This is a genomic window from Kribbella sp. NPDC002412 (assembly GCF_053592935.1).
In genome coordinates this window covers 44,694-71,477 of record NZ_JBSFBL010000024.1, presented here as the reverse complement: position 1 = coordinate 71,477, position 26,784 = coordinate 44,694, and the positions used below count along the sequence as shown (strand labels likewise).

Below are 26,784 nucleotides of genomic sequence, written 5' to 3'. Positions count from 1 at the left end.
TCTCGTCAGTTGAATCAGGCAGTCAGCCGGGAAGCCGGTGACCGGTGCGGTGGAGTGGGGAAGGCATCGGTCGCGGCCAGGCGTACGTCGATCTGCGCGGCGAACTCGAACGCCGTCCGGATCGCCTCGTCGAAGGTCGAACCGCTGGTGCAGAGGAAGCCGAGGATGTTGTTGCCGTCCGGTGGGCGCCGGACCACGTCACCCGGCTTCGCCGTGATCTTCAGGAAGAACACCCGGTCGGACTCCGACACCGCGGGCGGCACGGTGATCTCCTCGATCAGGCCGGGGCCGCCGATCAGGCAGGTGCCGGCCAGATGCACACCGGTCGGGCGGTAGTGGTGCACGTCGGGCTTCGTGCCGGCGGCGACCGCCATCGTCGCGCGGATCGGGCAGTAGCCGGCACTCAGCCTGGCGAAGTAGTCCAGCCCGCCACCACCTGGTCGCACGGCGATCTCCAGCAGATGCGGCTTGCCTTGGTGGAAGCGGACCTCCGCATGCATGACGCTGCGCCGCAGTCCCTGCGCATGCGCTGCCGTGGTGACGACCTCGTGCACGGCGGCCAGCTGATCGGCGTCGAGCGCGGTCGGCGCCCGGTGCGCGTCGTCGTCGAACGTGTTGCCCTCGATCGTGATCCGGTCGACGATCGAGCCCAGGTACACCTCGTCGTCCCAGGCGAGCGCCTCGATCTGCATCTCGTGCCCGTCCAGGAACGACTCGACCAGCAACCCGGCCGGCCCGAGGTCGATGCCGTCGGCCTCCATCCGCAGCCACGACATCTGCGCCATCCCGTCGAGCGCCTGCGGGAACGTCGTTCGCAACTCGTCCGGAGTGTCGATCCGGAAGACGAAGTTGCTCGCGGCACCCAAGGTCGGTTTGAGAATGATCGGGTAGCCGAACTCGTCCGCGGCCGCGAGCGCGGCGTCGACGTCCGGCACCAACCGGAACCGGGGCACCGGAGCGCCGCCGCGCTGCTGGGCCTCCCGCATCAGGAGCTTGTTCCGGCTGGTCCTCGCCGCGTCCAGGCCGACCCCGGGCAGGCCGAGCGCCTCGGCGACCGCGGCGACGGTGAGCACTCCGGACTCGGAGAACGTGAGCACGCCGTGGAACTGCTCGGCGGCGTGCCAGTCGCGGGCGACCGCGATGATGTCGTCGATGTGCTTCGAGCCGGCGACCCGGTAGCGCGGGGCCGGCCAGTAGTCCGGTTCGCCGAGGCCGTTGAGCACGAACAGGGTGCCGCCGAACTCCTCGATCTGGCGGTAGCGGGACTGGTAGTAGCCGGCGTTCTGCACGGCTTCCAAAGCGAGCAGCTTCATGATCCTCTACTCCTCACCGACCGCGGCCAGGTGCCGCGGCCTGTCGACCGAGTCCAGGCCGGTCGGGCGGGGCGGCGCCCCGACGGCACGATCTGCGATCGCCCGCGCGATCTGCGGCGCGAACTTGAACGACATCCCGCCGCAGGCCGCGTACGCGAGGACCGTGCCGGCGCCGTACGTCGCCAGCAACGGCCCGCCGCGCGTGCGTTCGGCGAGGTAGAAGCCGTCGGTGGAGTCGACCACCGCGGCGGGATCGAAGTCCGGGAACAACTCGGAGAACACGCCGACCAGGTGTGCGCGCCATTGGTCGGGCGTGACCCGGTCGGTCATCTCGTCAACCGCCCGGCAGGCACTCGCGGCACTCAACCGCAGCGGGGCGTCCGACTGTGGCACGGTCGGCATCAGCCAGGCGTCGCGGGCCGGTCCGAGTCCGAGCACGGCGGGCATGCCGGTCGAGTCCCGGAGCCAGGTCGGCGCCTGGTACGACAGCACGGTCTGCCGGTACAGCGTGAGGTCGGAGGCGATCGCGGCCGGCACCAGCTCGCGGGACCAGGGCCCGGCCGCCATCACCACCCGGTCCGCGGTGTGGGTCCCGCCGTCGGCGCAGCGGATCATCGCGACCTCGTCGTTCTGAGAGATCTCGACGACCCGCCGGTGCGGGTGCAGCCGGACCTCCGGCCGACGGCTCAGCCAGCCTGCCAGCGCGACCAGCGCGTGGTCGGCCAGGACAACGCCGGCCGTGGCCTCCAGTACGGCGCCGGTCCCGTCCGGGAACCGGATCCGTGGATAACGGCCGGCCAGCTCTTCCGGCGACAAGGTCCAAGCCTTGGCGCCAGCCGCGGTGAGGACGGCGAGCTCGGCCGCGGCGTCCTGTACCGGCATCGCGGTGAGTGCGCCGGCCGGGTGGTAGAAGCGTGATCCGACATGGTCCTCAACGTCCATCCAGCCGGCATGCGCCTGCGCGGCCGCCTGCGTCAGAGCCGGTTCGCCGCGATGCAGCGCGCGGACAACCCGGAGCCGGTCGTTCGAGGTGGCCGACGGCGACGGGATCGGACCGGCGTCGACGAGATCGACCGCGTCCACGCCGGCCGCGCGGACGCACTCGATCGCCGTCAGCAGTCCGATCACGCCGCCGCCGACCACGGTGATGCGCATCCGGGATCACCGGCCTCCGGCGAGGTCACCGCCGGCCGGACCGGCCGCGAGCAGTGGTGGCGCGAACGGCGTGACCTCTTCGACGTCGAAGGCTCCGGCGACCAGCGTCCCGGCCTCCGGCGAGTCGTCGAAGGCGCCGGCATCACGCGCCGCGTCCGAGAGGTCGATGAGGATCGGTGACGCCAACGCCAGCAGGGCCTTGACCTCGCAGAACAGGTCACCCCAGCTCTCGGGCTGCTCGTCCAGCCCGATGCCGTCGAGGGTCGCCGCGCGCCGCCGCAACCGGTCGATCTGGATCAGCACGGTGTCGGCCGAACGGTTCAGGTTGAACGTCGGCATCTCGTACCCGAGGTCGAACCGCTCGAGCATGGTGGCGACCCGGCCTCGCGCGGTGGCCGACACCGGCAGCCGGGTGCTGTCGTCGCCCGCGTTGGCGACCGCCTTGGCGAGCGTCCCGGCGAGCTGGTTCCAGGGGCCGACCAGCCGCTCCTCGGCCATCTTGTCCAGGCCGGCCCGGCTGAAGGTGGACCGCTGGTACTCCGGCGCGGTGAGCGCCAGGTAGAGCCGGGCGACATCGCGCGGCACTTCCTCGAGCAGCTCCTGCGGCGTCAGCACATGGCCCTTGCTGGTGGAGAACTTCGAGCTCTCCAGCTCGTAGAACTCGTTGTTGATGATCGACTCCGGCCAGACGTACTTGTCGCCGTGCGCCATCAGCATCGCGATGTGCGGCAGGCAGAAGTAGTAGGCGTTGTCGAAGCCGAGGAAGTGCACGATCCGCAGGTTCTCCGCGGTCCGCCACAACTCGCCCGGCACGGTGTCCCGGCCGAGCTTGTTCGCGGCGTACGACGTGGTGAACATGCCGGCCGGGATCAGCTCGAGCCAGGCGTTGAGCACCTGCCCCGGAACCTCCGGGAACGGCGCCTGGATACCCCACGAGAGCGGGAACGTGATCGGCACGTCCTGCAGCGGCCGGGCCAGCAGCTCGGCGATCATCTGCCGGACGTGCGGCCGCCGGTGCGCGGCCAGCTTCTCGTGGTACGCCGTCAGCTGCTCGCGGTACTCCTCCAGCGGCAGCACCATGATGGTGGCTTCGCGGTAGGTGAGCTTGTCGGTGGGGTCGATCGTCGAGTGCGGGTCGATCAGCTGGTCGTAGTTGTTCGGGTGGCAGCAGGTCTCGCACAACCCGCCGCGGCTGGTCGTCAGGCAGACCGGGCAGTCGCCCTCGATCAGGCCTTCGACCATGAACTCGCCGGTCCGCTCCAGGTAGGGCAGCCGGACCGTCTTGAGCCGGAACACGCCGGCCGCGTGCAGGGCGCTGAAGTACTGCAGCACGGTGGCGCGGTAGGTCTGGTCGAACGGGCCGAACCCGTCGATCGAGATGCCGATCGCGCTCAGCGCCTCCTGGATCTTCGCCGTCGAGCGCTTGCACAGCTCCTCCGGCGTGATGCCCTCCCGGCCCGCCGACGCGACCACGTAGGTCTGGCTGTCGTCGGTCTCGGAGGTGAAGATGACGTTCCGGCCGCGGGCCCGCTGGTACCGCGCGTACACGTCGCCGGCCAGGTACGGCCCGGCGATGTGGCCGAGGTGCATCCCGCCGTTCGGCGTCGGGTTCGGGCCGAGGACGAGGACGGGACGGTCGTCTTCGGACGGCAGCAGTCGGGTCATTCGCTGGCTCCTACTCGCTCGGCGGTCTCGATGGCCTCGGCGGCCTGGGCGTTCTCGGCGACGTTCGCGGCGGCCTTGGCGGCGAGCGCCTCGGTCTCCGAGCCGGCGTACTCGGCGAGGAACTTGTGGGACATCTCCGGGTCCCACCAGATGCTGCAGAAGACGAAGTCCTCGTCGTTGTGGTTGTGCACGCGGTGCAGCTGGCCGGGCGTGAAGTACGTGACGTCGCCGGCCCGGAACGGCTGCCGGTCGCCGCCGCACTCGACGATGCACTCGCCGGAGACCGCGACGAAGATCTCCTGCTCGTGGTGGGTGTGCAGCTTGGAGACCGTCCCGGCGCGGCAGACCGCGTAGGAGACCTCGAACGGCGCGTTCAGCACCGGCCACGGCTGCAGTCGCTGGGTGTCCACGCCGTACTCGTGCAGCAGGTTGTCGCGATCAAGCCGGGAGATGTGTACGACCATGATTACCGTCCCGAAATCTGCTCGAAGGTGTTCGGACCGTCCTGGGTGTGCCGGGTCTCGATGACGGCCTTGTGCGGGTCGCCGGCCAGGATCAGGTCGATCACCGGCGCACCGCCGCCGCCGGGCGTCTGCACCGACCGGCTGTACAGCACCCGCAACTGGCTCGGCTCGAGCCCGCTGATCCGCTCCAGCTCGGCGGCCAGCTCCGGATCGGTGGACGCGCCGCCGAGCAGGCGGTGGATCTCGCCGAGGCGGGCGGCCAGGCCTGGATGCTCGCGGTTCAGGAACCGCTCGAGCCCGGCGCCCTGTCCGGCGAAGGGGGAGTAGGTCATGCAGACCAGGTGCTCCTCGGTGAGCCCGAAGGTCTCCAGCGCGTACTCCTGCGCCGCGATCCGCATCCGTTTCAGCGCGTCCGGGCTGTCGTAGCGGGCGCGCATCATCTCCACCAGGCCGTCCGGGATGTCCTTCTTCCGCATCAGGCCGAGCGCGAACTCGACGTACTCGGCCAGGCCCTCGTCGTACGACCGCTGGAACAGGTGCTCGGCCTTCAGCCCGCGCAGGTGCGCCATCAGCGCCGGGTTCGCGCAGTCGGACTCGGTGAAGCTGAAGGCGAGGTCGTCGAACTGGAAGCCGAGGAAGCCGGTCAGCAGGTCGAAGTGGTCGCCGGCGGCGTACGCGGTCTCGCCGTAGATGGTGAAGAACTTCAGCCGCTCCGGCACGTCGGTGCTGACCCGGCGGTCCGCGATCGCGTCGATCGCCTCCGGGCCGTGGATGTCGGCGAAGTACGACTGGGCGATGCCGTCGAGCTGGCCCAGCACCCGGCCGAAGCCGTTCTGGCCCTCGCGCCTTGCCGGCGCGGTCTGCAGCCGGCGGGACAGCCGGCCGACCCAGAAGGTGTACTGGAGCTGCTCCTGCGGCGAGTCGCCGGTGATCAGCACATCAGCGCCGTCGCCGTACGCCGCCGCCAGCCCGAACGCGTTGAAGACGCTGAGGTTGCAGGAGTTGCAGAACGTCGGCCGTCCGTCGGCAAAGGTGCGGTGGCCGGTCATCAGGATGTCCAGCCGGTTCCGCCGTACGACGTGGTCGCGTTGCGGGGAGTCGACGTCGAACTCGCTGATCTCGTCGCCGTCAACGAGCAGCAGCTCGCAGTCCGGGTCGTCGGTGAGCCGCAGCGCGCGGTACTCGCGGTCGATGTTCTCCATCACGGCGCGCGGCATGCCCGCGTGCCGGTTGGTCGCCACCCGCATCCGGAACGTGCGGCCGTGCACCTTGTACAGGATCAGCTGCATCGCCCGGACGAAGGCCAGCATGTACGAGCTGTCCTTGCCGCCGCCGAAGGCCACCAGGATGAGGTTCTTCTCCAGCTCCGGCCGGTTCGGCAGCTCGGCTTCGAGCCTGCCGCTGCAGCGCAACGCTTCGGCCATGATGTCGGGTGGCATCGCCGCTCGCAGACCTGCGAACGCCTGGTCTCGTGCCCGCGCCACGTCGTCGGTCGGGGCACGATCCAGTTCGAGTGTTGTCATCCGGCTCTCCTCGAGGGCTGGTGGTTCTCCCACGCGTTAGAGCCTGGACGGCCGCTCCGCTGATACAGCCGCGGGGACCCGCTCCCGGTGCGCCACGATGTCGCGGCAGATCTCCTCGGCCCGCTGGGCCAGCACACTGAGCAGTGAGTCGGAGATGCCGTGGGTCTCCTCGTTGACGCCTTGGAGGTAGCAGGCCGCGGTGCTGTCGGCCCCGAGCTCCAGCCGGTACTGCCGGGAGACGTCGATCCGGTCCAGCTCGAGGCTGCTCGCCAGCTCACGGACCAGGCGCGGCATCCGGGTGTCGAAGCCGGTGCCCAGGAAGACCAGGTCGCGGTGCAACTCGGTGACGGCTCCGGTACGGCGGTCGGTCAGCTCCAGCACCACCTCGTCGCCGGCCTCGCGGGCGCCGGTGATGTCGACCATCGTGACGAGCCGCCGGTCGGTGCGCTCGTTGAACTGGTCCAGGTACAGGTCGGCGTACAGGTGCTCGAGCATCGGAGGAGTGACGACGGAGTAGTTGGTCCGGTACATCTCCCGCAGGATCTGCTCGCGCGCCGCGGGCGGGGCGTCGTAGAACTCGTCGACGTACGACGGGTAGTACAGCTCGTTGGTGAACTTGCTGGACTGGTCCGAGCTCAGCCCGATGGACCGCATCAGCCAGCTGATGTCGCTGTCGGGCAGGTCGTCGCGCAGGGCGCGGAACATCTCCGCGGCGCTCTGCGAACTGCCCACGAGAGCGACCCGGTAGGGCAGCTCGCCGGACAGCTCGGCCACCCGCCGGCGGTAGTCGGTGCTGTGGATGACGCGGTTCGGGGGCAGGTCGGCGAGCACCGGCGGGATGTTCGGCTCGCGGCTGCCGCCGTACACGATGTAGCGGCTGCTGATCGCCGTACCGTCGGCCAGTGTGGTGACCCAGCCCGCGACGGCCCCCGTCTCGTCCCGTCGCGGCCGCACCGCCACGCACTCGCGACCGAGCTCGATCCGGACCTGGGTGAGCGACTCCGCCACCCAGCGCAGGTACTCGGCGAACTCGACCCGGTACGGCGTGAACGTGCTCATGTTGACGAACGAGTCCAGCCGCCCGGTCTCGTACAAGTGGTTGAGAAACGAGAACCGGCTCCGCGGATCCCGCTGCGTCACCAGATCCTTCAAGAACGACACCTGGCTGGTGGCCCACGGCATCAGCATCCCCGGCTGCCACTCGATCGCCAGGTTCCGGTCAATCAGCAGCGTCCGCTCCGCGACCTCCGGCGCCAACTCCTCCAACGCCACCGCCAGTCCCAGGTTCGACGGCCCGGCGCCGATCGCGAGCAGTTCGACTTCCACGTCGGGCCTGGACATGTGTTCGGACATCTGCGTCGCCTCGTCTCGGTCGCCGTAACCTCTCCTTCGAGAGCCCTCAACCGCTCGCCGGTGATACACGTCAACCGATCGGCCCGCGTCAGATGCTCCCGAGGAGTCGTCGCGCGGCGCGCGTGTGGCCGTCCGCCTCAGCCCGGCCCGCTCCCGCGACACCGGCGGCGCCCGGGTCAGACCGGGAGGGTGAGGTTCCTGCGGCGCAGGGACACGACCGCCGCGGCTGCCAGCAGGCCACTGGTCAGGCAGAGACCCAGGATCGGTTCGATGGTGGGGGCGACGGCCGGGGCGTTGGGCACGTGCGTGAAGGGCGAGAGGTCCAGCAGCCACTGTGGCAGTCCCAGCGCGGGGCCGAACATCGGCCCGGCCACGATGGAGCCCACCACGAGGGCCCAGGTCAGTCCGACCGACCATCGCGGGAGCAGCATGATCACCGTGACGACCGCGGCTGCCAGGACGCTGATCGCAGGCAGTTGGATCAGTGCCGCTCCGATCAGATCGCGCAGCAGCGATCCGGTGCCGCCGAGCACCTGACCACCGGTGAAGGCCATCGCCGCGGCGAAGACGAGGAGTAGCACCACCGAGCCGACCAGAGCGTTGACGGCGTACGCGCCCAGCCAGCGAACTCGCGAGACCGCGCTGCCGAGCACCGCCTCCATTTCGCCCTGCGCCTCGTCGTGGTGCAAGCGCAGCAAGAGCGTGGTCACACAGATCGCGATGGCCATACCGCCCATCTGCATCATCGAGGCCCAGTAGGCGCCGAGCAGGTCCACGTCACCGCCGAACGTGCTGTACCACTCTGTGGCCTCGCCCTGAAGTCCGCCGATCTGGTCGCTCAGCGCCCCGAACACCAGCCCGAACCCGATCAGCCCGATCACCCAGCCCAACAGCGCCCCACGCTGCAGTCGCCAGACCAGGCCAGTCGGGCTGAGCAGAGCTCGGCTCGCATGAGCGGCACCCCTGCGCTCGGGCCAAGTGCCTCGACCCACATCGCGTTTGCCGACCAGGACGATGGCCAACGCGCACAGGGAAGCCGTCATCAGTACGGCGAGCCCCACCGGCCACCAGGTGTTGTCCGCGAATGGCCGCATCTGCTGGCTCCAGCCGATCGGAGAGAGCCACGCCGGCCAGGCACTGGTGACCCGGAGCGCGGTCGAGTCCACCGTCCCGAGCATGTTGCCCAGGGCCGCGAGCATGAACGAGATGCCAAGCCCTGCGCCGGCAAGGCCGATCGCTCCGCGCGCAGTCGACGCCAGTTGGGAGGTCACCGCAGCGACGCCGGTGAAGACGATGCCCACCAGGGCAATCGACGCGCCGCCGACGAAAGCGCCGCCTGCGGGCTGTCCCGCGATCACCATGCCGAGACCGAGTGTGAGCGCCAGTACGACGTTCGCAGCGAGTCCGACCAGTACGGCGGCCGCCAACGATGCATGGCGTCCGACCACGCCGGCCCGCAGCATCTCCTCACGACCGAGTTCCTCGGACTGGCGGGTGTGCCGGACAACCGCAAGCACGCTCATCATGGCCGCGAGCACGGCCAAGGTGAGCGCATCCCGGTGCAAGGTGTAGCCCCCGACGCTCGGGCCGGTGACGAGGCCGAGCACCCGCATGCCGGGATTCTCGACCACGATCCGGGTGTCCAGCTCGAGAAGTCGGGGGTGTTTCGTGTAGCTGTCCTCGAACATCGCGGTGGTCGCAGCCAGAAAGGCGGTCATCCCCAGGATCCAGGCAGGCAGGGTGATCCGGTCCCGCCGCAGCGCGAGGCGAGCCAGCCGGACCGTGCCGGTGAAGCCGCTCATCGCAGCGTCACCGCCTCGGCTGTCTCAGCAGGTACGGCGACGTCCTCGCCGTAGTGCCGCAGGAACAGCTCCTCGAGCGTGGGCGGCGAAGTGATCAGCGAACGCACCTCGAGATCGACCAAACGCCCGAGCACGTGGCTCAACTCGGGCGGATCGACACTGAACTCTGCGTGGCGATCGTGCACCTTGGCGTCGTGTACGCCGGGCCACGTGGCCACTGCAGCCGGCCGTTCGGCGGTGTCGACGACTACCGACGTACGTGTGAGGTGGCGCAGGTCGTCGAAGGTTCCGCTCTCGGCTGCACGACCGGCCCGGATGATCGTGACGCGGTCGCACAACGCTTCCACCTCGGCCAGGATGTGGCTGGACAGCAGAATGCTGCGTCCGTCCGCCCGCAACTCCTGGACGACCTCCTGAAACACCGACTCCATCAGCGGGTCCAGCCCGGACGTGGGCTCGTCCAACAGGTAGAGCTCCACGTCGGAGGCGAACGCCGCCACCAGGGCGACCTTCTGCCGGTTGCCTTTGGAGTAGGCCCGGATCTTCTTGGTCGGGTCGAGCTGGAAGCGCTCGAGCAACTCCTCGCGGCGACGCTCGTTCATGCCGCCCCGCAGGTCGGCCAGCACGTCGATCACCTCGCCGCCGGTCAGGTTCGGCCACAGGTTCACCTCGCCGGGGACGTAGGCAAGACGTCGATGCAGCTTCGCCGCCTCGCGCCAGGGGTCACCACCGAGCATGACGACGTGCCCGCCGTCGGCACGCAGCAACCCGAGCAGAACGCGGATCGTCGTCGTCTTCCCGGCGCCGTTCGGCCCAAGGAACCCGTGCACCTCGCCGATCTCGACCTGGAGATCGAGACTGTCGAGTGCCCGGGTGCTGGGGTCGAAGTCCTTCACGAGTCCGGAGACCGCTATTGCCGCTGTCATCGAGACCACCCCTCCCAAGTCTCACGACATCACCGCCGTGCGGCGACCAGCAGGGCCGAACGACCATCAAGATCCCGCCCTACGGCCCGGTCGTGCGTGACGCGGCGGTCGAGCTCGGTGCGGGCGGCCTGATCCCCGTACCGCCACCGGGGGTCGCTGCATCTTGTTGCGGTCCCGTCCGGGTGCTTTGCTGATTGTGGGGGTGCGGTGAGGACGGGCGAGGTGCCCGCGATCGCCGCAGCGGACGATGACCGATGGATCGAGTACGCCGTACCTCGTGGTGGAGACGGGATCGCACGAAGGGCGGCGGATCAACCTGACCGGCGCTCACCTGACGGTCGGCCGGTCGACGGACTGCGACGTACGGTTCCAGGACCCGTACCTGAGCCGCACGCACGCGGCGCTGTGGCAGCGGGCCGGTGTGGACTACGTCGAGGACCTGGGCTCGGCCGCCGGCACCTTCGTGAACGGGGAGCCGATCACGGCGCCGCGGCGGCTGTGCCCGGGTGACCACGTCACGTTCGCGGACCTGCGGCTGCGCTACCGCACCGACGACGGCGCGCCGCCCGCGGTCCGCTACGACGTCGGCGATCAGCGCGCGCACACGATCAACAACGTCGCACGGGACCAGTACGTCATCCAGCAGCGGGAGAACTTCTTCCGGGAGATCGCCGCCACGAAGACGAAGGCCCGGGGACTGATCTGGACCGGTGTGGTGGTGTTCCTGATCGGACTCGGCATCGCCGCCGTCGGCTGGTACACGTACTTCGGTCAGATCCTGGACTTCTCGTCAGCGTCCGGCATGCCCACCAAGGACGACTTCAGCGGTTTCCTGGTGTTCGCGCTCGGCGGCCTGGTCAACCTCATCGGCCTACTGGTGATCATCGCCGGGATCGTGCTGCACATCGTCGCCACCGCGCGCCGGCGCCGGGTCGACCGGGAACTACCACCACCTCAGCGGACGAGATGAGTCGCGGATGACCTTCAACATCGGCAACCAGAACGCCGCCAACATCAACAACGTCGGCCGCGACCAGCACATCACCGGCGGCCAGACGGGCATCGTGGTGACCCCTGAGCAGGCCCAGCGGGCGTTTGCCCAGCTACGGGCTGGCGTCCAGGGCACACCGCTCGACCCCGCGATCTCCGCCGCGGCGCAGACCGAGCTCCGCGAGGTAGAAGCCGGCCTCCGTCAGCCGGAGCCGGATCGCAAACGCATCGCCGGGCGACTGGAACGCCTGACCCGCATCCTCCTCGACGCGGGCTCCCTGACCTCGGCCGCCTCGGCCCTCGTCACCCCCCTCCGCACCCTCGCCCAATGGCTCGGAGCGGCCGGGGCGCCGATCCTCGGTCTCCTCGCCGCGCTGGTCTGACGCCTATTGAGTTTGGCTTTCAGGGCGGGGACAGGCCCTTGGCCAGGAGTTCGTCGCGGATGGTGTCGGCGGTGCTGTTGGCGGTTGGGCTGGATGTCTCAGCCGACCGAGGGGCCTAGGCCGAGGGATTGCGGGGTGCTGGAGTCAGGCGACGGCTGGTGCAGGCCTTCGTCCAGGGCGCCGTACTCGGTCATGAGGGCGGGGCTGCCGCCCCAGGGGGTCTGCTCCTCGGCGATCAGGGTGTTGGTGGTGAGCAGGAGGCCGGCTACCGAAGCGCCGTTCTGGAGGGCTGATCTGGCCACCCTGAGGGGATCGACGATCCCCATCTCGAGCATGTTCCCGTAGCGGCCTTCAAGTGCGTCGAAGCCGTCGTCGGGGCCGAGCTGCCCGATCCGCTCGAGCACCTCCTCACCGGAGTAGCCCGCGTTCGTCGCGATCAGGTACGCCGGTTCGCGCAGCGCCCGCCGGACGATCTCCACGCCGATCGCGTAGTCGTCCTTCACCTCCAGATCGTCGAGCGCCGACGCCGCGTGCAGGATCGCCACCCCGCCGCCCGCGACGATGCCCTCGGCCATCGCCGCCCGGGTCGCCGACAGCGCGTCCTCGACGCGGTGCTGGAGCTCCTTCAGCTCCGCGGGCGTCGGTGCGCCGACCTGGATCACCGCGACCTTGCCGGACAGCGCGCCGATCCGCTCGGTCAGCACGTCCTCGTCGACCCCGAACGTGGCCCGCTCCAGCTCGGCCCGCAGCTGGGTGAGCCGGAAGGCGACATCCTGCTCGTGGCCGGCGGAGGCGATGATCGCCGTCCGGTCGGCGGTGACCCGTACCTGGTCGGCCCGGCCGAGCTGGTCGAGGGTCATCGTCTCCAGCGTGAAGCCCGAGTGCCGGCTGAGGACCGCGCCACCGGTGATCGCGGCGATGTCCTCCAGCTTGTGCAGCCGGCGGTCGCCGAAGCCCGGCGCCTTGACGCCGACGCACTGGATGTGCCCGTTGACGTGGTTGTGCACCAGCATGCTGAGCGCGGTGCCCTCGAGATTCTCGGCGATGATCACGAGTGGCTTCGGCTCCCGCATCATCTTGTCCAGCAGCGGCATCAGCTCCTGCACCTTGGTGATCTTCTCGCTGCAGAGCAGGATGTACGGGTCGTCGAGCACCGCCTGCAGACTGCCGGGATCGGTCACCATGTACGGCGACAGGTAGCCGTTGTCGAACTCGAAGCCCTCGACGAAGTCCACCCGCATCCCGTGCGCGGTCGACTCCTCGACCGTCACGATGCCGCCGGCGCCGACCGAGTGCAGCGCCTTCGCGATCACCGCGCCGACCAGGTCGTCGTCGTTGGCCGAGATCGCCGCCACCCGGGCGAAGTCGTGCTCGGTGACGACCGGGTGGGCGACCTGGCGCAGCCGCTCGACCAGGCGCGCGACCGCGACGTCGATCCCGCGCTTGACCAGGACCGGGTTGCCGCCGGAGCCGATCGCCCGCATGCCCTCGCGGACGATCGCGTGCGCCAGCACCGTCGCGGTGGTGGTGCCGTCGCCGACGATGTCGTTGGTCTTGATCGCGGCTTCCTTGACCAGCTGGGCGCCCATGTTCTCGAACTGGTCCTTGAGGTGGATCTCCCGGGCGATCGTGACGCCGTCGTTGGTGACCACCGGCGAGCCGGTGATCTTCTCCAGGATGACGTTGCGCCCCTTCGGGCCGAGTGTCGACTTCACCGCTTCCGCCAGTTGGTCCACCCCGGCCAGCATCAGCTCGCGCGCCTGCTCACCGAATCGCAGTTCCTTGGCCATCGGTCCCTCCTCCTTGACTGCCCGGTCCGGGCGAACGGTGTCGGTTCGGTGTCGCTCCAGCGCGCTAGGGAACGAGGATCGCGCGGCCCCGCACCCGGCCGGCGTCGAGGTCCGCGACGGCCTCGACGGCCGCGTCCAGCGGGTAGGTCCTGGTGTGCAGCGTGACCTTGCCGGCCTGCGCCAGCGCCATCAGCTCGGCCAGGTCGTTGTAGGTGCCGACGATGTTGCCGATGATGTTGCGTTCGGTGGAGATGATGTCCAGGGTCGGGATCTGCAGCTGCCCGCCGTACCCGATGACGAAGTACGAACCGCCGGGCGCGGTCATCGCGAAGCCGTCCGCCTCGGCGCCCTGCTCGGCGACGAAGTCGAGTACGACGTTGGCGCCCGCGCCACCGGTGAGCTCCTGCACCGCCGCCACATGCTTGCCGTCAGCAACGACTGTGTGGTCGGCGCCGAGCTGCTCGGCGAGCTTGAGCGCGTCCGGGTTCCGGTCGACCACGACGATCGTGGTCGCGGTCAGCGCGGCCAGGCACTGGATGCCGATGTGGCCGAGCCCGCCGGCGCCGATCAGCACGCAGGTCGTGCCGGGATACAGCTGGGGGATCGCCTTGCGGACCGCGTGGTAGGCGGTGATCCCGGCGTCGGCCAGCGCCGCGACGTCCTTCGGCTGCGTCGACGGGTCGAGCTTGACGCACGCCCGCGCGGAGGTGAGGAGGTACTCGGCCATGCCGCCGTCGCTGTCCAGGCCGGGGAAGGTGCTGAACGCGCAGTGCATGTCGTTGCCGGCCCGGCAGGCCTGGCACAGCCCGCAGGTCGGAGTCGGATGCAGGATCACGGTGTCGCCGACCTGCACGTTGGTGACGGCCGGGCCGATCTCGTGCACCCAGCCGGCGTTCTCGTGCCCGATCGTGTAGGGCAGCGTCGGGTGCATGGCCTCGGCCCACTGACCTTCGATGATGTGCAGGTCGGTGCGGCACACGCCGGCGCCGCCGATCTTGACGACCACGTCCAGTGGGCCCTTGACGCTCGGCTCCGGGACGTCCTCGACCGTTGGTTGCTGGTGGTACCCGTGCAGTCGGACGGCCTTCATTCCTCCTCCTCACCCACACCCGTGGTTGCGTACCGGTGTCGCAGCATGCCGCGGCAGATGCCGGTGTTGGCCTCGATACCGACCCTGGTGATCCGTGCCTTGCCCAGGTGCAGCGACACCGCGGCACCGGTGATCGGGTCACCGGTGCCAGGGTCGACCAGCAGGGGAGCGGCCGGATCGGTCCGCAGGCCGAGCTCGGCCCGCCGCCGGCACAGCCTGTCCAGCTGTGCCGACGGGGGCAGGTCGCCGAGCGTCATCGTCGTCAGCGCCGCGGGGTCGAGTCCGGCGGCCAGTAACGGCCGGCACACCTGGTCGGTGCCGGCCAGCACCGCCTTCGCGACGAAGGTCCGGCGCAGCTCGTCCAGCTCGCCGACCGCCTCGCCTTCGAACGAGGCGACGAAGCCGGCCCGCGCGGCCACTCCGGCGTTGATCGCCGCGGCGGCGAAGTGGTCCTCGAGCGCGACGTCGGCGCTGCGGACCTCGGGCAGCGCCGAGACGACGTCGTACGCGTCGGCGACCATCAGGAACGCGAAGTTGGGCGCGCAGAAGTACGTCGGCAGCCGGAGTCTGACGACGACGTCTCCGGCTGCCGACACGACGCACGACGAGACGAACCCCAGCGTCGTGATGGGCTCGTCGAGCTCCGGGTCCCGCACCGCGTCGAGCGCGGTGAGGACCCGGGACCGCTCCGCGACCGCGGCCGTCATTACTGGGTGACCAGCTTCGCGTCGTCCTGTGCGGCGGGCTCCGCGTGCTCGAGCTGGAGCTCGTCCGGCACCTTGATGTCGTAGAGCTTCGCCGCGTTCAGCCCGAGGATCTTCTTCTTGCCCTCGACGCCGAGCCGCGGGTAGTCGGAGAACTCGTCACCGGGCGGGAAGTCCCAGTCGACGAAGCCCTCGATCTGCCACTTCGGCTCCCAGATGCCGTAGTCGCTGCCGAAGGTCATCTTGTCCTCGCCGACCCAGAACAGCAGCTCGCCCATCACCTTGGCGAAGAACCGCGGCCGCGCGTGCATCAGGCCGCCGATCACGACCGCCAGGCCGGCGTACACGTTCGGCTCCTGGGTCGCCATGAAGCAGAAGTCCTCGATCCGCGGCAGGCCGACGTGCTCGACGATGAAGTTGAGCTCGGGGAAGTCCGTGGCCGCGTGGTCGATGTCCGACACGTCGAACGCGTCCTTGTCCAGCGGCCAGATCGTGGGGCCCTTGTGGACGTGGATGTTCTTGATGCCGAGCTCCTGCGCCTTCTCCAGGTAGCGGTACGCCGCGGGGTCGGTGAGCTTGTAGCCGCGCGAGCCGGCGTTCCACTCGGCGGTGTACAGCTTCACGCCGCGGGATCCGTAGCGGTCGACGTTGCGCTTCAGCTCCTCCAGCCCGGCGTCCCCGTCGCGCGGGTCGAACCGGGTGTTGTGGACGAACATGCCCGGGTGCTTCTCACCCAGCGCGGCGTTGCGTTCGGTGGTGTTGAACCCGTCGGTGTACCACTCCTTGAGGTACGTCGGCTGGAAGATCGCGACGTCCACGTAGCCGTCCTCGAAGACGTCCTTCATCAGGTCGTCCTCGGAGTACTTCATGAACTTCTCGATCGGCCAGTGGGTCTCGGCCGGTGCCAGGCCCATGTACGCGTGGAAGCACTCGATCCAGCCCTTCGCGTACTGTTCCTGACCCGGCACCCAGTTCTGCGGTGACGCGTCCCAGAAGTGCATGTGGCTGTCGACCACGAAGTACTTCTCGCCGTTCTTCTCGTACACGACGCCCCCTTACTTGGTTGCGGACAGGTCGAACCCCAGGTACTCGGCCGCATCCTCGGGATTGGCGACCAGGATCGTCCGGTCGTCGGTGTGGATCATGCGCCCGTAGTGCGTGGACATGTTCTCCTCGAACTCGGCCTGGTCGAAGTACCCGGGCTCCTCGCCCAGGGCCTCGGAGATCTCGTCGTAGACGACCTCCATCTTGCCGACCGCGTCGACCCTGATCATCGACGGCAGCGGCGTCAGGGTGACGTTGTCCCGCTGGCCCATCACCTCGGCGACGACCTCCCCGACCTGGTTGTTCATCAGGGTGAATCCGCACCGGTTGGACGCGGTGCTGTCGGACTTGAAGGGACTCTCTGCGGTCGTGAAGGTGGTGCTCACTGTGTCAGCTCCTTCGGCTCCTCGAGGCCTAGTCCGACGACGATGCCGCTGAAGCGGCTCTTCGCCCGGTCCAGCCCGTCTTCGAATCGTGGCGGTTTGCTGTCCGGCTGCGACCAGAGCGGCTGCATCGTCCGGGCCGCCGCGATCGCACGCGTCGTCCAGTCGGACAGCCAGCCCTGCAGGATCGCCTTGTTGTGGTCGGCGAACTCCTTGTCGGCGGTCAGCAGCTCGAACATCGCCTTGGTGTAGCGCAGGTCGCGCTCGGCGTAGTCGTACTCCGCCGCTCCGATCACCGTCGGCGTCACGAAGTCGCCGTTGCCGGGGGAGGCCTGCTGGACCAGATGGCTGCGGAACAGTTCGCCGACGAGCGGTTCGAACACCACGTTGGCGGCGAAGATCGCCTCGCACCAGTCGTCGATCGCGGTCAGCCGCTCGGCCAGGTCACGCACGCCCTGCCAGGCCGGGTCGGAGTTCCAGGTCTCGAGGTGCGCACTGCCGTCGAAGCCGTCGAGCTCCTCGCTCAGGGTCAGGTTGTAGAGCGCCAGGTCCTGGGCCGCCCGGATCCGGTGCATGCTGTTCACCGAGATCGCGTTGTTGTGCATGTTGGTCGGCGCCCGCCGGTTCGCGTTCGCGAACAGGTAGAGACCCAGGCCGTGGTCCACGTGCATCCAGGCGCCGACGTGCTGCTCGATGAACCGGACCCAGTTGCGGTTCCACTGCTCGAAGGCCTTCGACTGCTTGGCCGCCTCGATGTTCTGGGTGACCTGCCGGACGACGTTGGAGTTGTACCGGTACAGCGTCATCTCCCATTCTTCGTTCGGGTCCCGGAACTCGTGCCAGCCGGTGGCCGGCCAGTCGTAGCCCGTGCCGCCCGTGCCGGGACCGCGTTCCGGCTCCGGCCGGTCCGATCCCCAGGCCTTGAGCACGGTCCAGTCCAGCGGGTAACCACCGCGGCCGTCGGAGAACCCGTACAGCCAGCCCTGGCTGAGGTAGTGCCGTGGATCCGGCTGCACCTCGACGGTGACATCCTCGTAGTGGCTCTGCTTGCGCTTCTGCGGCGTGTAGTAGTTGAACCGGCGCAACGTCGAGTCCGGGAACACCTTGGCGCCGGCCTCGGCGTCGGTGAACGCCGGCTGCGGCACGCTCCGTGCCTGTGGGGAGTCCTGTGTGGTCGTCATCTGGTCTCTGCCTCCAGCACCTTCGGGTCACCGGCGTCACCGGTGGTGGTGAACTTGTCGTAGAAGATGCGCTTCTGCGCGACGCCCAGCCGCTCCAGCAGGGGGAGCGCGGCCTCGACCATCGGCGGCGGGCCGCACACGTAGGCGTCGGCGCCGGCCAGGTCGGCTTCGTGCCGGGCGACGACGTCGGTGATCAGACCGACCTCGCCGTCCCACTCGTCGTCGGCCGGCTCGGACAGCGCCGGAACGTAGCGGAAGTTCGGCAACGTGGTGGACAGCGCCCTGAGCTCCTCGTCGAAGCACAGGTCACGTCGGGTGCGCGCACCGTAGTAGTAGATCGTCGGCCGGTCGATCGCCCGCTCGGCCATCGAGCGCAGCAGCGCCAGCACCGGCGCCATCCCGGCGCCGCCGCCCAGGAAGACCAGCCGCGCGCCGGGGTTGTCCCGGAGCGTGAAGACCCCGAACGGACCCGTCAGGTCGAGCCGGTCACCGACGGCCAGTCGCTCGTCCAGGTACGACGAGAACAGGCCGCCCGGATAGATCTTGATCACGAACTCGAGCAGTCCACCGTCCCGGCTGGACGTGTTCGCCATCGAGAACGACCGGGTGGCCGCGGACCCCGGTACGGCGATGTCGACGTACTGGCCGGGGAAGTACTTCAGCTCGCCCGGCTCCAGCAGCCGCAGCACCAGGTGCCGCATGTCGTGCGTGACCGGGTTGTTGGCGACCACCTCGGCGACACCCGTCTGGATCGGCAGCCCCGAGCGGATCATGTCCTCGTCGTAGTTGAGCAGCTCGATGGTCAGGTCCTCGTACGGATGCGCCCGGCAGAGCAGTGTGTAGCCCTCGTCCAGCTCGTACTCGGGCAGCGCGAACGTCGAGTACCGGTCCAGCTCGATGTCGTCGCCGTCGAGCACGAACGACTTGCAGGACGAGCACTGGCCCTCCTTGCAGCCGTGCATGAGCATCACGCCCTGCTCGGCCGCGGCGCGCAGGATCGTCTGCTCCTCGTCGACCTCGATCTCGATGCCGACGGGTTCGAACCGTACGACGTGCTTGTCGCCCATGGGCTCCTCACAACTGCGTGCACAGGGCAGGGGACCGGGAGGGCAGGCTCGCCCTGCCCTCCCGCGTGGCGGTGCCGGTCAGGCGTCGACCGGAGCTCTTCCGGCCGGTCCGCCGCGGACGTAGCGGGCCGCGAACGCCGTCCGCTCGTCGTCGGTCATCTCGTTCAGCAGCACGTTCGGGCTCTGCAGGGGCGGGCAGCGCCGCAGGTGGTCGAGGGTCCACATCTTGTCCGGGTTCAGGTCGAGATGTGGTTGCGCGACCATCGTCTTGCCGTCGTCGCGGACGAAGCCCATGTCCTTGACCACGTCGGCCCAGTTCCAGCCGTGGTACAGCGTCTCCCACTCACGGTGGCCGATCAGCTGACCCATGTTCGGCGTCTGCCGGCCCTGGTACGTCGGCCGGAACGCCGTCTCGTCGGTCCACCGGCACATCTCGTGGCAGTACGTCCGCCACTGGCCGTCGACCTTCGCCATCACCATGTCCTCGCGGACCAGGCACGGCACCATGCAGGTCCAGCAGCGGTGCGGGTACTCGTAGTCCACGTCCTCGAACACGATCGGGTGGTGCCCGTTCGGCGTCGAGAGCCGGTTGTAGTTCTCCCACCACTTGCCGTACTTGTCGTACCAGCCGGGGTACTTGTACTCGAACCACTCGAAGTCCTTGTCGGTCATCGGGTCGATCCGCCAGTAGTTCGCCAGCCAGCCGGTGGCGAAGAACTGCGCCACCTCGTGCACGTACCCCTTGTTCCAGATCTGGTTCCAGGCCTCCTCGATCAGGTCGTGCGGGATCTCCAGCCCGTACTTCTCCAGCGGCACCAGGTAGCTGCGGTAGTAGTCGTCGTAGATCCAGCGGCGCCACATCTCGGCGTAGCTCTCCCGGTCCTTGCGCCGGTCCTTGGTGCCGTACTCGATGAACGTGCCGATCGCCGCGTCGACGACCCGGTGGTTGTTCCACCACGCGTACCGCAGGTCGCGGGCCAGCAGTTGGTGGTTGCCCTCGTCGGCGAGCGCCATCAGCAAGGTGGCGTACCCGTTGCTGATGTGCCGCGACTCGTCGGACTGCACCGAGTGGAACACGGTCGGCAGCAGGTAGTCGCCGTTCGCGGCCGCCTCGGCGGGCATCGCGACGAACAGCGTGTTGGTGAAGGCGGTCTCGGCCACGATGGTCAGGTAGATGCTCGCCGCCGTGATCGCGTCACCGGTGATGAAGCCTTCCGCGAACTGCCGGCCGATGGTCCCGCAGTAGTCGTTCTGGAAGTTGCGCAGGCTGGAGTTGAAGCCCGCCGGGTCGATGTAGTTGTTCATGTACAGGCGCTTGAGGTTCTGCTGGATCGTCGAGTGCCGGACCTCGTCGATCATCTGGATCGCCTGGCCGTTGTGCAACTCCGGGTTCGGCACGGTCCGGAACAGCAGCGGCATCGCCCGGGCCGCCGAGATCTCCGGCAGCGGGATGATGCTCAGGAACAGCTTCTGCCATTCCAGCCAGCGTTCCTGCACCTGGCGGAACATGTTGCCCCGGATCGCTCCGTCCGAGGCGCCGTACACGCGGTGGTCCTTCTCCTCCTGCATCGGGAAGTAGGACCGCAGGACCTGCTTGAGCGGGTCCTTCTTCTGAGCCTTCCGGAACGTGTAGTCGGTTCCGTACTGGGAGACGGGCTCGTGGTACGCGGGCTCCCAGGACAGCTCCTGGATCTTCTGGTGGGCCTTGGCCACACTCTGGCGACTCATGGCTCTCCCTCCCGTGGCTGTAGCCGCCGGCTCGGCCCCACGCCGCGTCCGGCACGTCGATGCCGGACGCGGCCGGGAGGCCGCGGGCGTGGGCCCTCGGAGGCGACCCACGTCTTGCTCGTTCTTGCAGTACATCGCCGCCGCGCCCGCCGGGAGGTCTCAAATTGAGACCTTCGCCGTCAGGGGTCGCCGAACGCGGCCTTCCGGAGCTCCGCGAGCTCGGCTTTCGTGTCCTGCAGGGGCCGGGAGTCGGCTTGGCCGGACGGCCGGATGCCGAGCGCGACGAGCAGCGCGGCGGCCGCCTCACCGGGGTCGCCGGTCGTCCCCAGCACCGGGTGCAGCCCGGCGTCGACGAGCTGGTGGAAAACCGCGTTCACGACCGTCCACGGGTTGTACGTCTCGACGGCCGGGATGTCGTCGTCCATCCGGCACCACCTCCGCACTTCGCATCAGACGCCCCCGCGGCCGCCCTGACTGTCTCAATATGAGACAGCCGGATTCCCGCGAGCCACTAGGCTCTAGATGGCGATGGCATCTGCCCGGGAGGCCTCGTGGACGAAGTGGCACCTGAGTCAAGCGACAGCCGGCTTGCCCAGGCCCGGCTGAGGTTCCTGACGTACGACCCGTTTCCGCTCGGCGACGTACGCCGTCCCGTGCTGGCCTCGTGGGTGCGTTCCCAGCGATGGAACCTCCCGGCCGACCGGATCGACCTCCCGTACGTCGCGGACCCCGACCTCGAACTGCCCTTGGCGCGCAGCGCGACCCCGGTGCTGAGCCGGCTCTACGAGCATCTGGCCGGACAGCCGATCAGCGTCATCCTCACCGAGCGCAACGGGCTGGTGCTGCGCCGGCTCACCGCTGACGCCCAGCTGAACAAGCATCTGGACCGGGTCCACCTCGCGCCGGGCTTCAGCTACTCCGAGCAGTTCGCCGGCACCAACGGCATCGGTACGGCGCTCGAGCGCGGTGGACCGATGCACGTGTTCGGCCACGAGCACTACGCGGAGGACCTGGAGGACCTCGCCTGTGCCGGAGTGCCCATCAAGCACCCGATCAGCGGCAAGGTCGTCGGCGCCATCGACCTCACCTGCTGGCGCAAGGACGCCGGGTCGCTGCTGATCACGCTGGCCAAGACCACCGCGGACCAGATTCGAGCGGCGCTGCTGAGCGACAGCTCGGCTCGGGAGCAGGAGCTGCTCCACGAGTACCTGCTGGCCGGACGCCGGACCGGTGACATGGTGCTCGCCGTCAATGATGACCTGCTGCTGATGAACGCCAACGCACAGCAGAACCTCGACGGCAATGATCAAGGTGCTGTCCTCGCCCACGCCGCCGACCTGCTGGCCCAGGGCGTGACCCATGCCGTGGCGGTCGAGCTCCCGAGCGGGCGGCAAGTGCGCGTCACCTGCCGCCGGGTTCCGGAAGGTGGACGGGAGACAGGCGCTGTCATCCAGCTCACCGAGCAGACTCCTGGCCGCGGTCCGACGAGTGTCCGGGCGCACCGGCCGCCACCACGCCCGGAGCTGCCGGGCATCGCGGGCCGGAGCGCGCCCTGGCTGGCGACCAGCCGGGCCGTGGACAACGCCTACCGCGCCGGGCACTGGATCGTGCTCACCGGCGAGGCGGGAGCAGGGAAGGTGGCGCTGGCCCGGGCTGCCCACCAGCAGAACAACCCGGGCGGACTGTTCCACCTGGCCGATGCCGCCGGCGCGTCGGGTCACTTCGCGGACGACCTCGAGGCCGAGCTGACCGACGACAACGTCCACGCGTTGGTGATTCGGCACGCCGAACGGCTCGGCCCGGCCCAACTCGACGAACTGGCAGGCGCGTTGCAGAGTGGAGTCGAGCAGCGCCGGTCGGACCCGCCATGGGTCGCGGTGACATTGACGACCGGAGGCTCGAACGAGCCGGATCTGGGCGAGTTGCTGACCTTGTTCCCGATCACCGTGGACGTGCCACCGCTGCGGCACCATATCGGCGATGTTCGTCAGCTGGTCCCGTTCTTCTTGAGCCAACTGAGCCATGGCGACCTGAGTTGTTCGCCGGACGCGCTGCACCAGTTGCTGCGATCGGCGTGGCCGGGCAACACCGCGGAGCTGCAGCAGGTCCTGAAACAGGTCGTCCAGCACCGGCGCCGTACCGGGGTCATCGTGCCGGCCGACCTGCCCGCCGACCTGCAGACGACCAGCCGCCGCAGCCTCAGTCAGCTGGAGGCCCTGGAGCGCGACGCGATCATCCGCAGCCTCCTCGACAACAACGGCAACAGACGGGAGGCCGCCCGCTCACTGGGAATGTCGCGAGCCACCATCTACCGCAAGATCCACGACTACGGGATCCGCTGACCCGTTGTGGCTTGCGCCTCGAGGAGGCGGAATCCGCAGGACCTGGCGATGGACGCGGCCTGCTGCGCCGAGGTGGGGTCGTTCCGCGCGGCAGCCAGGGCGATGAGTGCCTCGGCCTCGAGGTACGGGTACGTGCCGCGGGCGATCGTGAGGCAGTCTTCGATCCACTCGATGGCGGTCGGTACGTCGCCGAGCGTGAGGTAGGCCTGAGCCACGGTCGATGCGGTCTGGGCCTGGGCCTTGCGGTCGCGGACGACGATCGCGAGCTGGTGCGCTCGCAGTGCCGCCTGCAGGGCTGCGGTGCCGTCTCCGCGCTGGGAGTGGAGCCTCGCCCACTCGTCCAGGGTGGATAGTTCGCCCCTGAGGTACGAGCGGTGCCGGTAAGCATCCAGTACGGCGCTGAGCAGGCCGGCCGCCTGCTCGGCCGCCCCCAACTGCCGCAGGGCGCTCGCCAGGTTGCCACGGATGGTGAGCGCCGACATCTCGCGGCCGGTCTCGCTGATCCGGAGCGCGGCGCTGAACAGGTCAGCCGCCTCCTGCAGTTCCCCCTGGTAGAGGCGCGTCATCCCGAGACCGTTGAGAGCGATGGCGCGGACGTGGCCGTTTTGCTCGTCATCGGTGAGCGCCAGGGCGCGGCGCATCCACTGTTCGGCCCCGACGAGGTTGCCCCGTTCTTGCTGAAGCCACGCGACCTGGTGTGCCAGATAGGCGGCGCCGATGGTCCAGCCTGCCGCCACCGCGAGTGGGTGACCGGCGAGGCAGTCGGACAGGGCGACTTCCTCGCGTCCGATCGCCCCGAGCGCCTGGCCCCGGTTCATCAGCATGGCGGCCTGCGCGTGCAGGTCACCAGCCGCGGTGGCGGCGGCCAGCCCGGCTTGTGCGGCCGGTAGCCAGCCGTCGGCATCCCTGCGAATCAGGAAGTAGCCCCGGAGCTGGTCGGCGATCCGCCAGGACTGTCCCCGGTGCGCCGGATCGGTCACGACTGCCAGCAGCGCGGGAAGCTCGTCGTCGAGCCATTCGAGTGCTGCGGTCTCCGAGCTGAAGAAGCTGGTCGGTTCGGGATGGCTGGTGAGCCGCACGAGGTGCGGATTGGCCCAGTCGATCGCGGCGGTCACCGCTTCGGCGTACCAGGTGTGCAGTCGAGACCGTGCGGCCTCCGCGTCGGGGTCGTCGGCGAGCAGCCGGCGGGAGTAGAGGCCGAGCAAGTCGTGGAACCGGTAGCGGTTCCTCGTCTGCTGCAGCAGCATGTTGGCGTCGAGGAGATCTTCCAGGACGCATTCCGCCGCGGCCGCCGGCATCGCGAGGAGGATGCCGGTGCTGTCGGCGCTGAAGTCGTCGCCAGGGTGCAGGCTGCACAGCCGAAAGGCGCGCTGGGCGTCGGAGCTCAGGTCGGCGTAGCTGAGCTGGAAGCTGTTGAGCACGCTGGACTCGCCGAGGCTGAGCTCGGTGAGCCGCCGGTTGCCGTCGTCCAGGCGGCGAGCCAGGTCGGCGACAGTCCACCCGCGCCGGGCGGCGAGCCGGGACCCGGCGATGCGTAGTGCGAGCGGGAGCCGGCCGCACGCTTCCGCGAGCGCGGTCACGCCTTCGGGATCGGCATCGAGCCGATGGGTTGTTGCGATGGAGGTGATCAGCCGGCTCGCGTCGCCCTGCGGGAGGGGCTCGAGGTTCACGACGCCTGCGGCGACGAGGTCCGGCAGTCTCCGGCGGCTGGTCACGATCACGTCGCTGCGGCCGGCACCCGGCAGCAGCGGCCGGACCTGGGCCGCGTCCTGCGCGTTGTCGAGCAGCACCAGCATCCGGCGGTCGGCGAGCTCGCTGCGGAACAGTGCGGCGGCTTCGGCTTCGTCGGTTCCGACCCGTCGGCCGGGGACACCGAGCGCGCGGAGGAAGCGGCCGAGCACCTGGATCGGGGCAGGTGTCGTCGTCGGGTCGCTGCCGCGGAGGTCGGCGTACAGCTGCCCGTCGGGATACTCCGTACGGAGGCTGTGGGCGGCGGTCAGGGCCAAGGCGGTTTTGCCGACCCCCGCGATCCCGTTGATCAGGACCACCCGGGAGGACAGGGCAGCAGAGCCGAGCGCCGTACGGATCGTCGCGAGCTCGGGCGCGCGGCCGACGAAGTCCGGGGGAGCGGACGGAGCTTGCTGGACGACCGATCGCGGCGTGGGTTGAGCTGGAGTTCCGTCCTGCTGCCGGAGTACGTCGAGGTGGACGGCGCGGAGCCGCTCGCCCGGGTCGATGCCGAGCTGTTCGGCGAGTGCGGATCGGATCCGGTCGTAGGCCGCGAGTGCCTCGGCCTGCCGGTCCGCCGCGGCCAGGGTCAGAAGCAGCTCGACATGCAGCGGCTCATCAAGCTGGTGGTGTGCGGCAAGGTTTCGCAGTGGCTGCAGCGCCCGTTCGGGATCGCCGAGATCACGCGCCAGGGTGGCGAGAGCCCGGGCGGCGGCCGTGCATTCGTTGGCGACCGCGGTGTAGAGCGGGCTGGTCGCCATGGAGTCCACATCAGTCTCGCCACGCCACAGCGCCACGGCGTCCGTAAGCAGCGTGAGTGCCTTGTCTGGCTCAGCGACCGCGGCCCGGGCGGTGCGATCGCGGAAGGTCAACAGGTCGAGCCCGCCGTCGCCGAGTGCGAGCCGGTAGCCGGTAGTGCCGCCGACGACCACCGGGTGGGTCGGCTCGTCGCCCTGCAGCAGTCCTCGCAACCTCGCGATCCGGGTGTGCAGAAGATTCGCGGCGTTTTCTGGTACGGCGCGCGGCCAGAGCAGATCGATGAGTTCGTCCTGACTGACCGTCGTACCTGCCGCGAGAGCGAGCCGTGCCAGCAAGGTGCGTTGTGGACCCGAGTTGACGATGACCGGGACATCCCCGATCCGGACCTCGAGAGGCCCGAGGACAGCGATGCGCACCGGCCCTGCTACGTCTGAGGCCGCAACGGCGACGGATCGGCTCGCCTTGGCCGCGGCGTGGAGTCTCACGGCATCACGCCGATTGAGCGCGAGGGCGGTAGCGATCGCCTCGATCGACTCTTGCTTCGGCCTCCGGGTCCGGCCCTGTTCCAGGTCGCGGATCGCCCCCGCACTGAGGCGGGCCTGCTCAGCGAGCTGCCGTTGTGTCATCCCGCCGTCCTGGCGGAGCGCCCGCAGCAACTCACCGAAGCGCTCGGCGGGCTTCCGGGCATGCCAGGCACCACGTGGGTCCTGCGGCCTCCCGGACACGGACAGCATCCTAGTTGTTGTCGTCGGCATCGGTCTGCCCGTACTCGGCCCGTACTCCTGCTCGCGGCGGATTTCAGGCTGCGGCAGCCTGCCGGGTGCGGGGTGGTCGGCCGCTGGATCTGTACGGTCGCCGTCGTGAATCGCCATGTGGATCCGGTGAGCGTGCTGGGGGAGCAGGTCGCCAAGCGAGTCGAGCCGTTCGGAAACGGGGACCGGTACGTGCGCGCGGGAGAGTGGGCGCGGGCTCTTGCCTGGCTGGTGGACTTCCTGATGGTTGTCCTGGGCATGGGAATCGGCGTCGTCGCCCTCGCGGTGGTGGATCTCCAGGCCGACCTCGGCAACGGAGCGTTGACGCTCTCCATGCTCGGGCTCGTGGTGGGGGTACCGCTGGTGTACGGATTGTTCTTCGGCAACGGCCGGGCTCTGGGAGGTGTCCTGGCCGGCACCCAGGTCGTCCGGCTGGCGGACGGTGGCCGGCTGGGCTTCCGGGCGCCGTGGGCGATGGTGGTCCGGATCTTGCTGCTCCCGCTCCTGCTCGTCGGCGTGCTGATCGGCTCGCTCGGCGGCGGCGGAGGATCACCGCCCGGGTCCTTCGTCAGGGGCAGCCTGGACGTCGACGCCACTCGCCGGCTCCAGGCATCGCTCCGTGCACTTCCCAACTCGAACTAG

Annotated in this window: 22 protein-coding genes; 4 read left to right on the top strand and 18 right to left on the bottom strand. The window is 69.2% G+C overall.

Going from position 1 to position 26,784, the window contains the following annotated elements; genetic code table 11:
* Nucleotides 1-14 precede the first annotated feature (14 nt).
* The 8 genes from ACWCOV_RS20580 to ACWCOV_RS20545 form a co-directional block, all read right to left on the bottom strand.
* On the bottom strand, nucleotides 15-1,313 hold the full coding sequence (locus ACWCOV_RS20580) for an ATP-grasp domain-containing protein (protein WP_449830882.1): 1,299 nt from the start codon (nucleotides 1,311-1,313) through the stop codon (nucleotides 15-17).
* 6 nt (nucleotides 1,314-1,319) lie between these two features.
* On the bottom strand, nucleotides 1,320-2,468 hold the full coding sequence (locus ACWCOV_RS20575) for an NAD(P)/FAD-dependent oxidoreductase (protein WP_449830881.1): 1,149 nt from the start codon (nucleotides 2,466-2,468) through the stop codon (nucleotides 1,320-1,322).
* 6 nt (nucleotides 2,469-2,474) lie between these two features.
* Complete coding sequence (locus ACWCOV_RS20570; RefSeq protein ID WP_449830880.1) at nucleotides 2,475-4,133, bottom strand: class I tRNA ligase family protein; 1,659 nt, start codon at nucleotides 4,131-4,133, stop codon at nucleotides 2,475-2,477.
* Nucleotides 4,130-4,597, bottom strand: a complete 468-nt coding sequence (locus tag ACWCOV_RS20565; RefSeq protein WP_449830879.1) for a cupin domain-containing protein — start codon at nucleotides 4,595-4,597, stop codon at nucleotides 4,130-4,132. Before ACWCOV_RS20565 ends, ACWCOV_RS20570 begins: the two co-directional genes overlap by 4 nt.
* A gap of 2 nt (nucleotides 4,598-4,599) precedes the next feature.
* Entirely contained in the window at nucleotides 4,600-6,120 is a 1,521-nt protein-coding gene (locus tag ACWCOV_RS20560; protein ID WP_449830878.1) for a PqqD family protein, read from the bottom strand.
* Nucleotides 6,121-6,156: 36 nt separating this feature from the next.
* Nucleotides 6,157-7,473 carry a SidA/IucD/PvdA family monooxygenase gene (locus ACWCOV_RS20555; RefSeq protein WP_449830877.1) on the bottom strand — a complete coding sequence of 439 codons (1,317 nt, stop codon included), beginning with the start codon at nucleotides 7,471-7,473 and terminating at the stop codon, nucleotides 6,157-6,159.
* A 176-nt stretch (nucleotides 7,474-7,649) separates the two neighbouring features.
* Nucleotides 7,650-9,275: an ABC transporter permease gene (locus ACWCOV_RS20550; RefSeq protein ID WP_449830876.1), complete on the bottom strand. Its 1,626-nt coding sequence runs from the start codon at nucleotides 9,273-9,275 to the stop codon at nucleotides 7,650-7,652.
* The gene (locus ACWCOV_RS20545) at nucleotides 9,272-10,201 is read right to left on the bottom strand and encodes an ATP-binding cassette domain-containing protein (protein WP_449830875.1); all 930 of its coding nucleotides are present in this window, start codon (nucleotides 10,199-10,201) and stop codon (nucleotides 9,272-9,274) included. The genes ACWCOV_RS20550 and ACWCOV_RS20545 overlap by 4 nt, the downstream gene beginning before the upstream one ends.
* Nucleotides 10,202-10,448: 247 nt before the next feature.
* Between ACWCOV_RS20545 and ACWCOV_RS20540 the strand changes: the two genes are divergently transcribed.
* Together ACWCOV_RS20540 and ACWCOV_RS20535 are read left to right on the top strand one after the other, a co-directional pair.
* Nucleotides 10,449-11,171: an FHA domain-containing protein gene (locus ACWCOV_RS20540; RefSeq protein WP_449830874.1), complete on the top strand. Its 723-nt coding sequence runs from the start codon at nucleotides 10,449-10,451 to the stop codon at nucleotides 11,169-11,171.
* A 7-nt stretch (nucleotides 11,172-11,178) separates the two neighbouring features.
* Nucleotides 11,179-11,574 carry a hypothetical protein gene (locus ACWCOV_RS20535; protein WP_449830873.1) on the top strand — a complete coding sequence of 132 codons (396 nt, stop codon included), beginning with the start codon at nucleotides 11,179-11,181 and terminating at the stop codon, nucleotides 11,572-11,574.
* A gap of 98 nt (nucleotides 11,575-11,672) precedes the next feature.
* On the opposite strand, the gene groL is transcribed toward ACWCOV_RS20535, so the two are convergent.
* The 9 genes from groL to ACWCOV_RS20490 all read right to left on the bottom strand — a co-directional run bounded on the left by groL (nucleotide 11,673) and on the right by ACWCOV_RS20490 (nucleotide 20,986).
* Nucleotides 11,673-13,364 carry a chaperonin GroEL gene (groL, locus tag ACWCOV_RS20530; RefSeq protein ID WP_449830872.1) on the bottom strand — a complete coding sequence of 564 codons (1,692 nt, stop codon included), beginning with the start codon at nucleotides 13,362-13,364 and terminating at the stop codon, nucleotides 11,673-11,675.
* 64 nt (nucleotides 13,365-13,428) lie between these two features.
* Nucleotides 13,429-14,454: an NAD(P)-dependent alcohol dehydrogenase gene (locus ACWCOV_RS20525; protein ID WP_449830871.1), complete on the bottom strand. Its 1,026-nt coding sequence runs from the start codon at nucleotides 14,452-14,454 to the stop codon at nucleotides 13,429-13,431.
* Nucleotides 14,451-15,161: an iron-sulfur cluster assembly protein gene (locus ACWCOV_RS20520; protein ID WP_449830870.1), complete on the bottom strand. Its 711-nt coding sequence runs from the start codon at nucleotides 15,159-15,161 to the stop codon at nucleotides 14,451-14,453. Before ACWCOV_RS20520 ends, ACWCOV_RS20525 begins: the two co-directional genes overlap by 4 nt.
* The gene (locus ACWCOV_RS20515; protein WP_449830869.1) at nucleotides 15,161-16,204 is read right to left on the bottom strand and encodes an amidohydrolase family protein; all 1,044 of its coding nucleotides are present in this window, start codon (nucleotides 16,202-16,204) and stop codon (nucleotides 15,161-15,163) included. The genes ACWCOV_RS20520 and ACWCOV_RS20515 overlap by 1 nt, the downstream gene beginning before the upstream one ends.
* A 9-nt stretch (nucleotides 16,205-16,213) precedes the next feature.
* A complete protein-coding gene (gene mimD / locus ACWCOV_RS20510) occupies nucleotides 16,214-16,588 on the bottom strand; it encodes a propane 2-monooxygenase effector subunit MimD (protein WP_393158646.1) in 375 nt (124 codons plus the stop codon).
* Nucleotides 16,585-17,766, bottom strand: a complete 1,182-nt coding sequence (locus tag ACWCOV_RS20505; RefSeq protein ID WP_449830868.1) for a hypothetical protein — start codon at nucleotides 17,764-17,766, stop codon at nucleotides 16,585-16,587. The genes mimD and ACWCOV_RS20505 overlap by 4 nt, the downstream gene beginning before the upstream one ends.
* Nucleotides 17,763-18,833, bottom strand: a complete 1,071-nt coding sequence (locus ACWCOV_RS20500) for an FAD-binding oxidoreductase (RefSeq protein WP_449830867.1) — start codon at nucleotides 18,831-18,833, stop codon at nucleotides 17,763-17,765. Before ACWCOV_RS20500 ends, ACWCOV_RS20505 begins: the two co-directional genes overlap by 4 nt.
* A 78-nt stretch (nucleotides 18,834-18,911) precedes the next feature.
* The gene (locus tag ACWCOV_RS20495) at nucleotides 18,912-20,561 is read right to left on the bottom strand and encodes a hypothetical protein (RefSeq protein WP_449830866.1); all 1,650 of its coding nucleotides are present in this window, start codon (nucleotides 20,559-20,561) and stop codon (nucleotides 18,912-18,914) included.
* Between the two features lie 179 nt (nucleotides 20,562-20,740).
* Nucleotides 20,741-20,986, bottom strand: a complete 246-nt coding sequence (locus ACWCOV_RS20490; RefSeq protein ID WP_449830865.1) for a hypothetical protein — start codon at nucleotides 20,984-20,986, stop codon at nucleotides 20,741-20,743.
* A 126-nt stretch (nucleotides 20,987-21,112) separates the two neighbouring features.
* Here ACWCOV_RS20490 and ACWCOV_RS20485 point away from each other — a divergent pair, with 126 nt between their 5' ends.
* Complete coding sequence (locus tag ACWCOV_RS20485; RefSeq protein ID WP_449830864.1) at nucleotides 21,113-22,903, top strand: sigma-54-dependent Fis family transcriptional regulator; 1,791 nt, start codon at nucleotides 21,113-21,115, stop codon at nucleotides 22,901-22,903.
* On the opposite strand, the gene ACWCOV_RS20480 is transcribed toward ACWCOV_RS20485, so the two are convergent.
* The gene (locus tag ACWCOV_RS20480; RefSeq protein WP_449830863.1) at nucleotides 22,888-26,115 is read right to left on the bottom strand and encodes a BTAD domain-containing putative transcriptional regulator; all 3,228 of its coding nucleotides are present in this window, start codon (nucleotides 26,113-26,115) and stop codon (nucleotides 22,888-22,890) included. The two genes, ACWCOV_RS20485 and ACWCOV_RS20480, sit on opposite strands and share 16 nt — an antisense overlap.
* Nucleotides 26,116-26,250: 135 nt before the next feature.
* Between ACWCOV_RS20480 and ACWCOV_RS20475 the strand changes: the two genes are divergently transcribed.
* Entirely contained in the window at nucleotides 26,251-26,784 is a 534-nt protein-coding gene (locus ACWCOV_RS20475; protein WP_449830862.1) for an RDD family protein, read from the top strand.

Excerpts from the sequence above, each read along its gene's own strand:
- ACWCOV_RS20525 (WP_449830871.1), bottom strand. The coding sequence starts at position 14,454 with ATGAAGGCCGTCCGACTGCACGGGTACCACCAGCAACCAACGGTCGAG.
- ACWCOV_RS20505 (WP_449830868.1), bottom strand. The coding sequence starts at position 17,766 with ATGACGACCACACAGGACTCCCCACAGGCACGGAGCGTGCCGCAGCCG.
- ACWCOV_RS20570 (WP_449830880.1), bottom strand. The coding sequence starts at position 4,133 with ATGACCCGACTGCTGCCGTCCGAAGACGACCGTCCCGTCCTCGTCCTC.
- ACWCOV_RS20565 (WP_449830879.1), bottom strand. The coding sequence starts at position 4,597 with ATGGTCGTACACATCTCCCGGCTTGATCGCGACAACCTGCTGCACGAG.
- ACWCOV_RS20495 (WP_449830866.1), bottom strand. The coding sequence starts at position 20,561 with ATGAGTCGCCAGAGTGTGGCCAAGGCCCACCAGAAGATCCAGGAGCTG.
- ACWCOV_RS20550 (WP_449830876.1), bottom strand. The coding sequence starts at position 9,275 with ATGAGCGGCTTCACCGGCACGGTCCGGCTGGCTCGCCTCGCGCTGCGG.
- ACWCOV_RS20555 (WP_449830877.1), bottom strand. The coding sequence starts at position 7,473 with ATGTCCGAACACATGTCCAGGCCCGACGTGGAAGTCGAACTGCTCGCG.
- ACWCOV_RS20540 (WP_449830874.1), top strand. The coding sequence starts at position 10,449 with ATGACCGATGGATCGAGTACGCCGTACCTCGTGGTGGAGACGGGATCG.
- ACWCOV_RS20545 (WP_449830875.1), bottom strand. The coding sequence starts at position 10,201 with ATGACAGCGGCAATAGCGGTCTCCGGACTCGTGAAGGACTTCGACCCC.
- ACWCOV_RS20575 (WP_449830881.1), bottom strand. The coding sequence starts at position 2,468 with ATGCGCATCACCGTGGTCGGCGGCGGCGTGATCGGACTGCTGACGGCG.
- ACWCOV_RS20490 (WP_449830865.1), bottom strand. The coding sequence starts at position 20,986 with ATGGACGACGACATCCCGGCCGTCGAGACGTACAACCCGTGGACGGTC.
- ACWCOV_RS20560 (WP_449830878.1), bottom strand. The coding sequence starts at position 6,120 with ATGACAACACTCGAACTGGATCGTGCCCCGACCGACGACGTGGCGCGG.
- groL (WP_449830872.1), bottom strand. The coding sequence starts at position 13,364 with ATGGCCAAGGAACTGCGATTCGGTGAGCAGGCGCGCGAGCTGATGCTG.
- ACWCOV_RS20520 (WP_449830870.1), bottom strand. The coding sequence starts at position 15,161 with ATGACGGCCGCGGTCGCGGAGCGGTCCCGGGTCCTCACCGCGCTCGAC.
- ACWCOV_RS20580 (WP_449830882.1), bottom strand. The coding sequence starts at position 1,313 with ATGAAGCTGCTCGCTTTGGAAGCCGTGCAGAACGCCGGCTACTACCAG.
- ACWCOV_RS20500 (WP_449830867.1), bottom strand. The coding sequence starts at position 18,833 with ATGGGCGACAAGCACGTCGTACGGTTCGAACCCGTCGGCATCGAGATC.
- ACWCOV_RS20535 (WP_449830873.1), top strand. The coding sequence starts at position 11,179 with ATGACCTTCAACATCGGCAACCAGAACGCCGCCAACATCAACAACGTC.